Source organism: Rhodococcus sovatensis (assembly GCF_037327425.1).
In the GTDB taxonomy this organism is placed as follows: domain Bacteria; phylum Actinomycetota; class Actinomycetes; order Mycobacteriales; family Mycobacteriaceae; genus Rhodococcoides; species Rhodococcoides sovatense.
In genome coordinates, this window is record NZ_CP147846.1 from 2,785,559 (window position 1) to 2,798,400 (window position 12,842).

Consider the following 12,842-nt stretch of genomic DNA (forward strand, 5'->3'; position numbering starts at 1 on the left):
CGATACTAATTGCACTGCAACGCTATTCATTGACACCTCGATCCGGACGACTCCGACAATCATGATCAACGACCCCCGTCAAGACGGTGCCTGGTGATCAACAACACTTTTTTGCATAGCGAATTACCTGCCGATTCGACCTACTGTAATTATCGAAACCAATACCGGGGGCAATGGCTGCGCCGGTAGCCGTTTGTGCGTTACAGGTACACAGTGCAGTGTCAACCAGTGCGCAGTCACGCTCTCGAGACGGCGCCTGCACGTCGCTGATCGAGAGCTGCAGCACGAATCGTCCACCATGTTGCCAGTCGCCGCTGGCCGAGCTCGGAATTGGATACATTCAATGGAATACACCGAACTGGCCGACTACCCGCTACCTGCAGGAAAGCTCACCGAGTGGGTACCTGCCGTGGCCGACTCGGCCTGGGCCGAGGACCCTCGCGGCGTCTCGTTCACGCATGAAGATCATTGCAGTCGCGGCAACGACGGATCCTGGATCGGCACCGTGTTCGAGATTCACCGCCGCTACGACGCAGAGGCCATGCGTCGAACCATTCTCAGTTACGTGGAACGCCATGAAGCGTTCCGCACCCGCGTCGAACCCGACCCCACGTCAGGGACCTGGCGACGGTTCACGGTCCCTGCGGACGCTGTGCGCGTCGACACCCGGCATGAGCAGAAGACCCGAAGCGAATCTCAGGTATTCGAGCACCTCGAGTCCTGGTTCGCCGATGTCGTATCGCCCACCCTGTGGCCCCACTTCGTGATGGCCACAGTGGTCCCCGAACCACACATCGCGGCGAGCGCGCCGCAACAGGACAAGTTCCTGGTGATCTTCGCGGCCGACCACTCCGTAATGGACGCCTACAGCCAGATCTACGCGATCAACGAGCTCGATCGGCTGTACGCATATGCGCTGGACGGCACCGAACACGCGCTTCCCGAGGTGGGTAGCTACGTCGATTTCTCGGCTACCGAGCGCGCTCTCGGCGAGTCCCTGACCACCGACCACGAGGCAGTTGTTGCGTGGAGGGATTTCCTCGCCGAGGAGGACGGCCGCTTTCCCGCGTTCCCACTCCCGATCAGCGCGACGGATTCGTCGGCTGCCACCGATCTCGCAACGCGTCAGAGCAGCGTGTCGTCGTGGTTGCTCACCACCGAGCAGGTCACGCGATTCAACGCTGTCTGCCGCGACGCCGGCCAGAACATGCAGTCGGGAATACTTGCCGCACTTGCACTCGTCAATGCTCGGCTGACCGGCGAGGGGACTTTCCGGACCATCATGCCCATGCACACCCGCTACGCCGAGAAGTGGGCCGCGAGCGTCGGTTGGTACGTCGGGATCCTCCCGATGGAGATTCGGCTGGAGAACGCCCGAACGTTCGCCGAGGCGATCGACTGCGCCGCGGTCGGATCGAATCGCTACAAAGGCCTCGCAGCCGTCCCGTACTCGCGGGTCGCATCGTTGTTGTCCTCGACCGAAATCCCACGCTTCGTCGTCTCCTACATAGATCTACGGTTCCTGCCCGACGGCGAGGAGTGGCAGGCCCGCAAGGGGCGAGCGCTGCGCAGCGAGTGCCATGCCGAGAACGAGGTCTACTTCTGGATCAACCGCACGCTGCAAGGGCTCAACATCTCGGCCCGCTTTCCCAGTACCGATGTCTCGACAACCAACGTGCACCGCTTCATCACCGAGTTCGTCTCAGTGATGACGACCGTCATCTCCGAGCCCGCCGAATCGGTAGATTCGTTGGTCGCGGCCGCCGGAGCGAGTCGACACTAGAGCCGGAGGTTCAACGATGATCATTACTGCACTCGGCAACTGGACGCCGAAGCCGGGCCGACTGCTGGAGTGGCACCCAGTTCAGCCGGCACTCGACGCCGCGCTCAAAGCACCGGTGCATCCGGCTCCACCGTCGTTTCTGCAGGAGGACCATCTCGTGGCCGCCGCCGCAGCGGCGGCCCGCGGCGACGAACACCATGCCTACACCGGTGTCGCCACCGAGATAGACGGGTCGCTCGATCGTGACGCGCTGTCCCGGGCGATCGCTGCATACGTGCTACGGCACGAGGGGCTGCGGTGCTGGTTCGAGGTCGAGGACGGTCTTGTGACTCGTCGCCTCGTGCCGATAGAGGCAGCATCGTTCGCTCCGAGCGAGGTGGGCACGTTCAGCCTCGACGCGGAGTTCCAGACCTATGTGCGCGGACGCTTCTCGGCCGAGGCGACAGCGTTCGACTGGCCGGGATTCGTCGTGGGCGCGATCGAACGCGCCGAGAGCTTCACCCTGTACTACGGTGCCGACCATGCGTTCACGGACGGCGGATCGCAGGCGTTGGTCATCAGTGAACTGGCGGACCTGTACGCCCTCGAAATCGGTGAGGACGCGCCGACACCGGCGCACGCTGGAAGCCACCTCGACTACGCCGTCGAGGAACGTGCGAGGGCGGCTACCTACGGCCCGGACTCGCCTGAAATCAGGGCGTGGAAGCGGATTTTCGACAAGAACGACGGCAAGATGCCACGCTTCCCGCTCGATCTCGGCCTCGCGGAGGGCGAGCGCGGCCCAGTACGAATTGTCGAACGGCATCTCCTGGACGCGGACGCCACCGCCGCGCTCGATCGGGCGTGCAAAGCCGCGGGCGCACGGATCAGCAGCGGCGTGTTCGCTGCGGTAGGAATCACCGACTACGAACTGGCCGGACGAGCGGACTACTTCGGAATCACCGTGCTCAGCACCCGACACCTCGGTGACTACGGTCAGTCGCAGGGCTGGTTCGTCAACTTCGCACCGGTGGCATTCGAGGTCGGCGGCACCGACTCGTTCTCGACCGTCGCAGCCAAGGCACACGACGGTTTCGAAGACGCCAAACACATCGCGGCTGCGCCCGTGCACGCCGTCCTCGGAGCACTCGCTGCGGACGGGACACTGGGAAGCGAACTCGCGGTGAGTCCCAACATGTTGTCCTACATCGATTTTCGTTGGTTCCCCGGGGTTGGGCGGCCGGCCGACGCGCGCGGTGAGCACTTCACCGGCGAAGGACGGACGTCGAACGCGTCGATGTGGATCAACCGCGATGCCGATCATCTGTATCTCGTTGCGCAGGTGCCCGACAACGATGTCGCAGACGAATCGGTGGCTCGGTACCACTCGCACCTTCAGACAGTTTTGGAAACAGTTGCCCGCGAGGGCGACTACGCAATTAGAGTGCCCGAGACGATCGAGCATCACTAGATGCGCGTAACTTCGATCACCGAGTTCCGTACCGCGCCGGGTACATACCTCGAGTGGCCGGTACACCTGGGGGCCGGCGAACCGTCGACGATTCCTCCGTCGTTCAATCAAACCTTCCATCTGTCCTCCACACTCGACGCGTCGAACGAAGCAGTCCCAACCGGAGCGGTGTGGATCGCCACCGCGTTCGACGTCGAGGGCCCCCTCGACGTCGATGCGCTCACCTGGTCTTTCACTACATTCATCGAGCGCCACGCCGCGTTGCGTACGACATTCCATGCCTCCGGCGGCGAGATCCACCGGCGAGTCCACGGGCCGCACGAGCTGCGGATCGGTCGACCGAGCGCCACGACGATCACCGACTCCACCCGTGTCAGCGCCCACCTCCGCTCGCGGCTGAACGAGCTCTGCCATCCCGCGCAACGACCGTCGTATTCCTTTGCCGCGGTGGATCGCCCGGATCGTGCAACCGTCGTGTGCGGCTTCGATCACGCCCACGTCGACGCACTGTCGATGACGGTCGCTGCCGAGGAGATCACGACCCTCTACCAGGCTCGCCGAGCGGGCACTGTCCCTGAACTGGACAGCGTCGGGAGTTTCGTGGAGTACTGCGCAGCCGAAGCGCAGGCGCCCGAAGTTGCGTCGTCCGATCCTCGAATTCTCGCCTGGTCCGACTTCGTGGACGGGTGCGGCGGACGCACTCCTGCGTTTCCATTCGATCTCGGTGTGGCCCTAGGCGATCAGGCACCTCAGGCAACGACGATTCACGCGCTCGCGACGGCGGAGGACGCCGCCCTGTTCGAACGACTGTGTCGTGGCCTCGGAGCAGGAGTGTTCTCGGCGATCGTTGCGGCGGCTGCAACCGCCGCAGCGGAAATGGGCGGCCCTCAGGTCTTTTCCCTGTTGTTTCCACTGCATACTCGCCGGGCCGCCGAGTATGCGCACGCACTGGGATGGTTCACGACCAACGCGCCGATGAGCGTCGTAGTCGGTGACACGTTCGCCGACACACTCACCTCCGCGCACACGTCCTTTCGAGCGGCACTGCCCCTGGCTGCTGTGCCGATTCCGCACGTACTTCGAGCACTGGGCGAGCAGTTCTCACGGCCTCGGCAGGACGTGTTCATGATTTCCTACATCGATTACCGCACCTTGCCGGGGGCAGACGCCGACGACCGCAACGCCCACCACATCAGCAACGTCACCACCGCCGACGATGCCCAATTCTGGGTCTCGCGAACATGCGACGGCTTGGCACTGCGCTCACGCTTCCCCGACACACCCCAGGGCCACGCGATCATCGAGAGCTTCGCGCTGGCGCTTGCCGCGGTGATCCGGCAGGAAGTCGGAGCTACGGCGTATTCGAGTGAGGCTTCGCTCGTCGGACCGAACGCATAGGATCGTTACAGTCAGCTCGAATCGATCCCATGTAGGAGCGAAGAAGAAGTGCCCATAGCAGCAGACCCCACCCCCTCGTTCGGCGATTTCGCACATCCGGATCGCCTGGTGTCCACGCAGTGGCTGTCCGCACACCTGGGAACTCCCGGCCTCAAGGTCGTCGAGTCGGATGAGGACGTGCTCCTGTACGACGTCGGTCACGTCCCCGGGGCAGTCAAGATCGATTGGCATCTCGACCTCAATGATCCCGTCACACGCGACTACATCGACGGCGAGCAGTTTGCAGCGCTCCTGAGCCGCAAGGGCATTTCGCGCACGGACACCGTTGTCATCTACGGAGACAAGAGCAACTGGTGGGCAGCATATGCGCTCTGGGTGTTCACTCTCTTCGGACACGAAGACGTCCGGCTGCTCGACGGCGGCCGCGACGCGTGGCTCGCCGAGAACCGAGACACGACGCTCGATGTCCCCGAGTACCCGGCCACCGATTACCCGGTCGTCGAACGTGACGACGCACCGATTCGTGCATTTGCCGCGGACGTTCTGTCCAGCCTCGGCACAATTCCCCTCGTAGACGTGCGATCGCCTGCGGAGTACACCGGCGAGCGCACGCACATGCCCGATTACCCCGAAGAAGGCGCGCTTCGCGGTGGCCACATCCCAACCGCCACGAGCATCCCGTGGGCAAAAGCTGCCGCTCCGGACGGGCGTTTCCGCTCTCGCGCCGAACTCGACGACATCTACGGCGACGTCGTCGCGAACGAGAAGGTTATTGCCTACTGCCGTATCGGCGAGCGCTCGAGCCACACCTGGTTCGTGCTGACACACCTCCTCGGCCACGACTCGGTGCGAAACTACGACGGGTCGTGGACCGAGTGGGGCAACGCGGTCCGAGTTCCGATCGTCCGAGGCGAGGAGCCCGGCGACGCTCCGAAAACGCAGTAGAACCATGACGGACACTGGGAGCACGGCGCAGTTGCCGGAGTCCCTCGCCGAAATCGTCGAGGACTTCGCCGCGGTCACTGGGCAGGACAAGCTCCAGCTTCTGCTCGAGTTCAGCCGCGAACTGCCTGAATTACCGTCGCACCTGGAGCAGGCCGCGATGGAGCCGGTACCCGAATGCCAGTCTCCACTGTTCCTGTCGGTCGATTCCGGCGACAGAGATGGCGTGCAGCTGTACTTCAGCGCTCCGCCGGAAGCACCGACGACCCGGGGATTCGCGTCGATCCTCCACCAGGGACTCGACGGGCACAGCGCTCAGGACATCCTCGCAGTCCCGGACGACTTCTACCTGGACCTCGGTCTCGGCGATGTAGTCAGCCCTCTCCGGCTCCGAGGCATGTCGGCGATGCTGGCGCGCATCAAGCGACATCTGCGGTAGCCGCCTCCGCGAACGCTTCGACCAGCGGAAACTGCTCGTCTTGATCGATACACCTACCACTCGGTACACTCGGTCAGGTTGTTGCTGGTTCAAGTCGTTCGCGAGAGGTGGTCCGGGTCCGCATGGAATTCACCGAACTTGCGGACTACGCACTACCTGCGGGAACCATGACCGAGTGGATCCCCAGCGTTGGCCCACACGCCAGCACTCCGGCGCTGGCAGGGTGGCACCCTGACGAGCGTCCCACGTCCTACGTGCACGAGGCCCATCTGCGGTCCAGTCTCGCCAGCCCCAGGCGTGGCCGCGAAAGCTGGCTCGGAGCAGCCTTCGAAATCGACGGGCCACTGGACAAGCCTGCATTCCGCCGGGCCGTTCTCGCCTGGATCGACCGCCACGAGCCGATGCGTTCCCATGCCTCGATCGACGAAGAGTCGGGTGAGCTGTCCCGCGTGACGACGACACCTGGTGCGATCGACCTCTGGCAGGTCGAGCAGGAACAATGCGAGCAGTCCAGCGAGGTGTTCGAGCATCTGCAGTACCTGTTCGACGAGTACACCTCTCCCCTCGCCTGGCCCGCCTATGCTTTCGTCACTCTGGAGCCGTTGCCCAGGGCCGTGGCCGATCAGGACGAGGGCCGAATCACGGTTTTCTTCGCCGCGGACCATTCCATCATCGACGGCCTTTCGACGGTGCTCGTCGCCCACGAAATCTCGGCTCTCTACGCAGAGGCGAAGGACTGCATACCGGCGCAGCTGTTCGAAGCCGGCAGCTATCTGGACTTCGGTGTCTCCGAACGCCGTATTCATGCAGAGCTGGAGCACACCCACGAGGCTGTGGTCACTTGGCAGCGCTTTCTGGACGAGGGCCAGGGACTGCTCCCCTCGTTTCCTCTGGACATCGGCGAGCCGAGCGGTTCACACACGGCTCAGAGCGGTCTGTCGGCGTGGATTCTGGACACCGAGCGCGCAGATTCCTTCTCCGTAGCATGTCGCAAGACCGGCAACAGCCTGTTCTCGGGACTGTTGGCCGCACTTGCGATCGCCGGTGCGGAATTGTCCGGCAACACCCAGTTCAGGACGATCACCCCCGTACACACCCGGGACCAACCACAGTGGGTTTCCTCGCTTGGCTGGTTCGTCGGACTGTGCCCGTTGTCGTTCGATATCGCGCACGCTGAGTCGTTCGGCGCCGTCCTAGCGCAGGCTACCGAGCAGGTGACGGCAACCAAGCCGGTCGCGCGCGTTCCGCTCGATCGCGTCTTTCGCGCGCTGGGAACTACGGCGAAGCCCCGATTCGTCGTGTCCTTCATGGATGTGAGATTCGCTCCGATGGCCGATCATTGGGCCGACTGGAACGCCCGCGCTCTTCGGAGCAAGCAGTACGACCACGACGTGTACATCTGGATCAACCGCACGCCCCGCGGAGTCAATATCTCGGCTAGGTACCCCAATACCGAAACCGCGACGTCGAACGTGCACCAGTACATCGGAGCAGTTCGTCGGATTATCGACGAGGTAGCCGACACCGGGTCTGCCATCCTGCCCAACTGGACAGGTTGGGCGCGGACCACGGATGTAGCATCCACAGGACCTTTAGCTACCGACCAGTAGGGTTGGCTCGCCGGTCGGGAGAGGGCCACCATAATCACCCTCCAGTTTCGATTGCGATCTCGCCTGTGCTTAAACTCCGAAGAGACGCTCGTAACAGTGCGGCACACACGGCCTGCACGGAGCACACGACACCCCAGGAGGCTCAGTGCCCAGCCATGCCAGTGCGCGTATCACCAAGGTTCTTGTCGCGAACCGCGGCGAGATCGCAGTCCGGGTGATCAGGGCAGCAGCAGACGCAGGACTGACCAGTGTCGCCGTCTACGCCGAACCTGACGCCGATGCACCGTTCGTACGCCTGGCCGACGAAGCATTCGCCCTCGGCGGTCAGACCTCGGCCGAGTCGTACCTGGTGATCGACAAAATCTTGGACGCCGCCGCCAAGTCCGGGGCAGATGCCATCCACCCCGGCTACGGCTTCCTCTCCGAAAACGCCGACTTCGCCCAGGCCGTCATCGACGCCAACCTGATCTGGATCGGACCGTCCCCACAGTCCATCCGCGACCTCGGCGACAAAGTCACCGCCCGACACATCGCCGCCCGCGCCAAAGCACCCTCGGTCCCCGGCACCTCCGAGCCCGTCAAAGATGCCGACGAGATCCTCGCCTTCGCCGACGAATTTGGCCTCCCTATCGCCATCAAAGCTGCCTTCGGCGGCGGCGGACGCGGCATGAAAGTCGCCCGCACCCGCGAAGAAATCCCCGAACTGTTCGACTCGGCCACCCGCGAAGCGGTCTCCGCGTTCGGCCGCGGTGAATGCTTCGTCGAGCGTTACCTCGACAAGCCCCGCCACGTCGAAGCTCAGGTCATCGCCGACCAGCACGGCAACGTCGTCGTCGCCGGTACCCGCGACTGCTCGCTGCAGCGCCGCTTCCAGAAACTCGTCGAAGAAGCACCCGCCCCGTTCCTCACCGACGCCCAGCGCGCCGAGATCCACTCCTCCGCCAAAGCCATCTGCCGCGAAGCCGGCTACTACGGCGCCGGCACCGTGGAATACCTCGTCGGCCAAGACGGACTCGTGTCCTTCCTCGAGGTCAACACTCGCCTGCAGGTCGAGCACCCCGTCACCGAAGAGACCTCCGGCATCGACCTCGTGCTGCAGCAGTTCCGCATCGCGGGCGGCGAAGAACTGACCATCACCGAAGACCCCGAACCGCGCGGGCATTCCTTCGAGTTCCGCATCAACGGTGAAGACGCCGGCCGCGGATTCCTGCCCGCCCCCGGACCGGTCACCACCTTCATCGCCCCCTCCGGTCCCGGTGTCCGCGTGGACTCCGGTGTCGAATCGGGTTCGGTGATCGGTGGCCAGTTCGACTCCATGCTCGCCAAGCTGATCGTCACCGGCGCCACCCGCGAGGAAGCCCTCGCCCGTTCGCGTCGCGCACTGGCCGAGTTCACCGTCGAAGGCCTGGCGACGGTCATCCCGTTCCACGCTGCTGTGGTCTCCGACCCCGCGTTCATCGGCGACGGTGAGTCCTTCGATGTGCACACTCGGTGGATCGAAACCGAATGGGACAACCAGGTTCCCCCGTTCACCGCAGGCGAACCACTCGACGAGGACGAGGTACTGCCGCGTCAGGCTGTGGTCGTCGAGGTCGGTGGCCGCCGCGTCGAGGTCTCGCTGCCCGGTCAGTTCTCCTTCGGCGGCGGGGCAGCAGCATCAGGCGGTGCGATTCGTCGTAAGCCCAAGGCCCGCAAGCGCGGCGGCGCTGGCGCGGGAGCTGCTTCCGGTGACGCGGTCACCGCACCGATGCAGGGCACCGTCGTCAAAGTTGCTGTCGAAGAAGGCCAGGACGTCGCCGAAGGCGATCTGATCGCCGTCCTCGAAGCGATGAAGATGGAAAACCCCGTCAACGCCCACAAAGCAGGCACAGTCACCGGCCTGACCGTGCAACCAGGATCCGCCATCACCCAGGGCACCGTCCTCGCCGAAATCAAGTAGTACGAAACCACGCGACGTCCGGGCTAGTCTGTTTGTCATGGCAGACAACCCGGACGTTCGCATAGGTACGGCCGAGCGTGAACAGGCGCTTTCGAACCTGAGTCAGCATCTCAGCGACGGACGCCTCACTCTCCCTGAATTCGACGAACGTAGTGCTGTCGTCGCCGCAGCGACGACTCGCGGACAACTCGATTCGGTGTTCACAGACCTTCCGACGCCCTCGCTTGCACCCACCGCCTCGCGTCCGCTCGATATCTCGAGATCGAACGAGCCAGCAGTGCCCCCGACCCAGCCTGACGCCGACGACGGCTGGGATTGGCGTAAGGCCGTGATGGGCGCAGCTCCCATCATCGCGTTGATTCTGTTCTTCGTCGTACCGGTGTCCAACAGCTGGCTGTTCTTCCTTCTCATCCCGTTGGCGGGCGCCCTTCTTTTCGGCGGAGACCGCTCGAAGAAACGCGACCGCTGACGGTGACCGCAGGATCAGGGGCGTCGAAGGCTCTACTGTTCGACGTCTTCGGTACAGTCGTCGATTGGCGCACGAGCGTCGCTGCCCAGTGCGCGGTAGCACTCCCCCCTCACGTCGATTCCTACGCCTTCGCCGATCGCTGGCGCAGTCTGTATCAGCCCGCGATGGAGCAGGTGCGCTCAGGCGCCCGCGACTTCACTCGCCTCGACGACCTGCACAGGGAGAGCCTGCGAACAGTACTGTCGGAGTTCGAGATCACCCTTCCAGACGAAGAAGTAAGTGCCTTGAATTTCGCGTGGCATCGACTCGAACCGTGGCCCGACTCCGTCGACGGTATCGGGCGCTTGAAGTCCAGGTTCATCGTCGCACCCCTGTCCAACGGCAACATCTCGCTACTCCTCGACATGGCAAAGAACGCTGGGCTGCCGTGGGATGCGATCCTCGGCGCCGAAGCCGCTCGCGCGTACAAGCCGACACCCGAGGCATACCTCCGTACCGCCGACATCCTCGGGCTTGCTCCGCATGACTGCACGATGGTCGCTGCCCACAACAGCGACCTGGCCGCGGCCAGGGACTGCGGCTTCGAGACCGTGTTCGTCCGTCGCCCGCTCGAACACGGGAACGCCCAGGCCACCGACCTTGCCGCAGAATCGGATTGGACCTACTGCGTCGATTCGATCACCGATCTCGCAGACCTGCTCGGGTGTTGAGCGGTTCTGGACTGGTCGACAACACTCCTGTCCAGATACGAGCGGGTCAGCATCTCGATGAAGTGTCCGCTTCCGGCAGGGCGAACAAGTCGTGATCCACATCCGCCCATGGACGCCGTCGGGACTGCGGAGTGAATCTTGGGCTGCTCTGTCCCCCGTCGCGCCGGCGATGACGGTGGTCCGGTCCTCGGGAACCAGTGTCCCTCAGCCCCAGTTCTCCGCCTTGGTCAGGCAGAACGGATGCCCGGACGGGTCGAGGAGTACACGCCAGGTCTCCCCCGGCTGATCGGTGGGCAGTGTCGCGCCCAGTTCGACGGCCTTGCGTGCCGCGGAGTCCAGGTCTTCCACCGACAGATCGAAATGAAACTGTTTGCTGCCGTTCGGGTTAGGCCACGCCGGAGCGTGGTAGTCCTCGACGCGGCCGAAGCCGAGCGCGTGAGAAGGTCCGGCGAGCATCGCGTAGTCCCTTTCGGCGTGCACGATGCTCCACCCAAGCAGGGACGACCAGAACGATGCGCTCACTTCGGGGTCCGCACAGTCCAGCGTGACCATTTCGAGCTTGGCGACGGAAGTATCGGTCATGTTCGGTCTCCTCGAGAAGTCGTTGCGTGTCGGTCCAGCCTTCTAGAGTCGGCCCATGACGGCTAGGAAAAATCCGACAGGCTCCACATCGACGGGCGCAGGTGTTTTGCGACCCCATCAGTTGGCCCGGCATGTCGACCTCGTCAGGCTGCCGTGCGCGCAGTCGCTCACGCCCTGGGTGGAGAACTACTGGATGCTGCACTGGGATCTTCCGGCCGGGACGTCGTACTGCAGTTCGACTCTTCCGCATCCCGCTCACACGCTCAGTGTCGAGAAAGGCTGGGTGCGTGACGGAGTCGCCGCACTCGGCGGACCCGTCGTCGTGACCGGTGTTCTCACCCGCCGCTTCGACGTGACACTCGCCGCGACCGGTTGGGTCCTCGGTATCAAATTTCGCCCTGGTGGCTTCACCAGCCTGACCGGTGCCGATGCCAGATCTCTCCGTGATACACCGGTGTCTCCGCCATCCTCGATTCCCACAGCGACGGTCGACGCGTTGGCCCAACTCGGACCACACCTGAGCGCCGACGCCTGTCGCGAGAGTGCAGACTCGGCGTTGGAGAACCTCAATTGCACAACCGATCCCGAATACGATGAACTACTCGGCATCGTCGCGGCCATGTTGGACGATCGCACGCTGATTCGAGTCACACAGGTAGAGGAACACTGCAACATCCCCGCACGTCGATTGCAACGACTATTTGCGAAATACATCGGAGCGCCGCCCAAGTGGGTCCTCGCGCGGTACCGCATCCACGACGTTGTGACCGAACTGGACGACGGGTATGACGGATCGCTCGCAGACCTGGCCGCGCGATACGGCTGGTTCGACCAGGCACACTTCTCTCGCGAGTTCACCGAACTCATCGGCGTCCCGCCGAGCGCCTACGGCCTGCACATCAGTCACGAACGGTAGTCGTGGTCCACACCCGTCGCCCACTGGGAACACTCGACCACAACCACGTCGTTGCGACCTCGGAGAAACCCCCGCGCGCCTGCGTCACCCGTCGAGCCCTCGATAACGTCGCGCCAATGCCGGCGCCCAAAGACCACAGGATGCCCAGGGGCACCGTCGAACACTGCTCGCGCGATGCCCGAATTGCAGGCACGGGCCGCAGACAACACTGCCCGCACCACCTCGGATCCGACGTCGGGGGTGTCGACGACATGCACGACCGCAAACGCCGCATCACCCGCTGCCGATAGCCCTGCCTTCAGCGACGCACTCATTCCCGACGCCCATTCCGGCGCAAAAATAGCGCGAGCACCATCGGGCATCGGCGAATCCGCTGCGCCGAGCACTACCAGCACCTCGTCGCAGCCACCGTCCAGCAACGCGCGCACGGCGCCGGCGAGCCAGTCCCCGCCCTGCGCGAGGACTTTCGGGGAACCGTACCGACTACCGGCACCAGCGGCCAGCAACACTCCGACTGCGTCTACCGACACCTGTCACCCTCCGTTTGGATGTTCACACAAAGCCAGCGGCCCGGTGGACGGTCATTATTGTGCCCGCTCGACTC

12 protein-coding genes are annotated in these 12,842 nt (G+C 63.9%); 10 read left to right on the forward strand and 2 right to left on the reverse strand.

The genetic code is table 11. The features are described 5' to 3' along the window. Positions 1 to 343: 343 nt before the first annotated feature. From WDS16_RS13025 to WDS16_RS13065, 9 genes are all read left to right on the forward strand, one after another. Positions 344 to 1,783, forward strand: coding sequence for a condensation domain-containing protein (locus WDS16_RS13025; RefSeq protein ID WP_338893048.1), 1,440 nt, complete (start codon positions 344 to 346; stop codon positions 1,781 to 1,783). A gap of 16 nt (positions 1,784 to 1,799) precedes the next feature. Continuing rightward, positions 1,800 to 3,233: a condensation domain-containing protein gene (locus WDS16_RS13030; RefSeq protein WP_338893049.1), complete on the forward strand. Its 1,434-nt coding sequence runs from the start codon at positions 1,800 to 1,802 to the stop codon at positions 3,231 to 3,233. Further along, positions 3,234 to 4,631, forward strand: a complete 1,398-nt coding sequence (locus tag WDS16_RS13035; protein ID WP_338893050.1) for a condensation domain-containing protein — start codon at positions 3,234 to 3,236, stop codon at positions 4,629 to 4,631. Positions 4,632 to 4,679: 48 nt separating this feature from the next. After that, positions 4,680 to 5,576, forward strand: a complete 897-nt coding sequence (locus tag WDS16_RS13040; RefSeq protein WP_338893051.1) for a sulfurtransferase — start codon at positions 4,680 to 4,682, stop codon at positions 5,574 to 5,576. A 4-nt stretch (positions 5,577 to 5,580) separates the two neighbouring features. Beyond that, entirely contained in the window at positions 5,581 to 6,012 is a 432-nt protein-coding gene (locus WDS16_RS13045; protein WP_338893052.1) for a SufE family protein, read from the forward strand. A gap of 122 nt (positions 6,013 to 6,134) precedes the next feature. Continuing rightward, positions 6,135 to 7,622, forward strand: coding sequence for a condensation domain-containing protein (locus tag WDS16_RS13050; protein ID WP_338893053.1), 1,488 nt, complete (start codon positions 6,135 to 6,137; stop codon positions 7,620 to 7,622). Positions 7,623 to 7,767: 145 nt separating this feature from the next. Beyond that, positions 7,768 to 9,561: an acetyl/propionyl/methylcrotonyl-CoA carboxylase subunit alpha gene (locus tag WDS16_RS13055; RefSeq protein WP_338893054.1), complete on the forward strand. Its 1,794-nt coding sequence runs from the start codon at positions 7,768 to 7,770 to the stop codon at positions 9,559 to 9,561. Positions 9,562 to 9,598: 37 nt separating this feature from the next. Beyond that, the gene (locus WDS16_RS13060) at positions 9,599 to 10,030 is read left to right on the forward strand and encodes a DUF1707 domain-containing protein (RefSeq protein WP_338893055.1); all 432 of its coding nucleotides are present in this window, start codon (positions 9,599 to 9,601) and stop codon (positions 10,028 to 10,030) included. Between the two features lie 2 nt (positions 10,031 to 10,032). Beyond that, on the forward strand, positions 10,033 to 10,740 hold the full coding sequence (locus WDS16_RS13065; protein WP_338893056.1) for a haloacid dehalogenase type II: 708 nt from the start codon (positions 10,033 to 10,035) through the stop codon (positions 10,738 to 10,740). Positions 10,741 to 10,944: 204 nt separating this feature from the next. Here WDS16_RS13065 and WDS16_RS13070 read toward each other — a convergent pair whose 3' ends face one another. Further along, on the reverse strand, positions 10,945 to 11,322 hold the full coding sequence (locus tag WDS16_RS13070) for a VOC family protein (RefSeq protein WP_338893057.1): 378 nt from the start codon (positions 11,320 to 11,322) through the stop codon (positions 10,945 to 10,947). 55 nt (positions 11,323 to 11,377) lie between these two features. Between WDS16_RS13070 and WDS16_RS13075 the strand changes: the two genes are divergently transcribed. Continuing rightward, the gene (locus WDS16_RS13075; RefSeq protein WP_338893058.1) at positions 11,378 to 12,238 is read left to right on the forward strand and encodes a helix-turn-helix transcriptional regulator; all 861 of its coding nucleotides are present in this window, start codon (positions 11,378 to 11,380) and stop codon (positions 12,236 to 12,238) included. On the opposite strand, the gene WDS16_RS13080 is transcribed toward WDS16_RS13075, so the two are convergent. Then, positions 12,226 to 12,768: a nucleotidyltransferase family protein gene (locus WDS16_RS13080; protein ID WP_338893059.1), complete on the reverse strand. Its 543-nt coding sequence runs from the start codon at positions 12,766 to 12,768 to the stop codon at positions 12,226 to 12,228. The two genes, WDS16_RS13075 and WDS16_RS13080, sit on opposite strands and share 13 nt — an antisense overlap. Positions 12,769 to 12,842 lie beyond the last annotated feature (74 nt).

Coding starts and splice junctions, on each gene's coding strand:
- WDS16_RS13060 (WP_338893055.1), top strand. CDS start 9,599: ATGGCAGACAACCCGGACGTTCGCATAGGTACGGCCGAGCGTGAACAG.
- WDS16_RS13050 (WP_338893053.1), top strand. CDS start 6,135: ATGGAATTCACCGAACTTGCGGACTACGCACTACCTGCGGGAACCATG.
- WDS16_RS13075 (WP_338893058.1), top strand. CDS start 11,378: ATGACGGCTAGGAAAAATCCGACAGGCTCCACATCGACGGGCGCAGGT.
- WDS16_RS13070 (WP_338893057.1), bottom strand. CDS start 11,322: ATGACCGATACTTCCGTCGCCAAGCTCGAAATGGTCACGCTGGACTGT.
- WDS16_RS13035 (WP_338893050.1), top strand. CDS start 3,234: ATGCGCGTAACTTCGATCACCGAGTTCCGTACCGCGCCGGGTACATAC.
- WDS16_RS13030 (WP_338893049.1), top strand. CDS start 1,800: ATGATCATTACTGCACTCGGCAACTGGACGCCGAAGCCGGGCCGACTG.
- WDS16_RS13025 (WP_338893048.1), top strand. CDS start 344: ATGGAATACACCGAACTGGCCGACTACCCGCTACCTGCAGGAAAGCTC.
- WDS16_RS13045 (WP_338893052.1), top strand. CDS start 5,581: ATGACGGACACTGGGAGCACGGCGCAGTTGCCGGAGTCCCTCGCCGAA.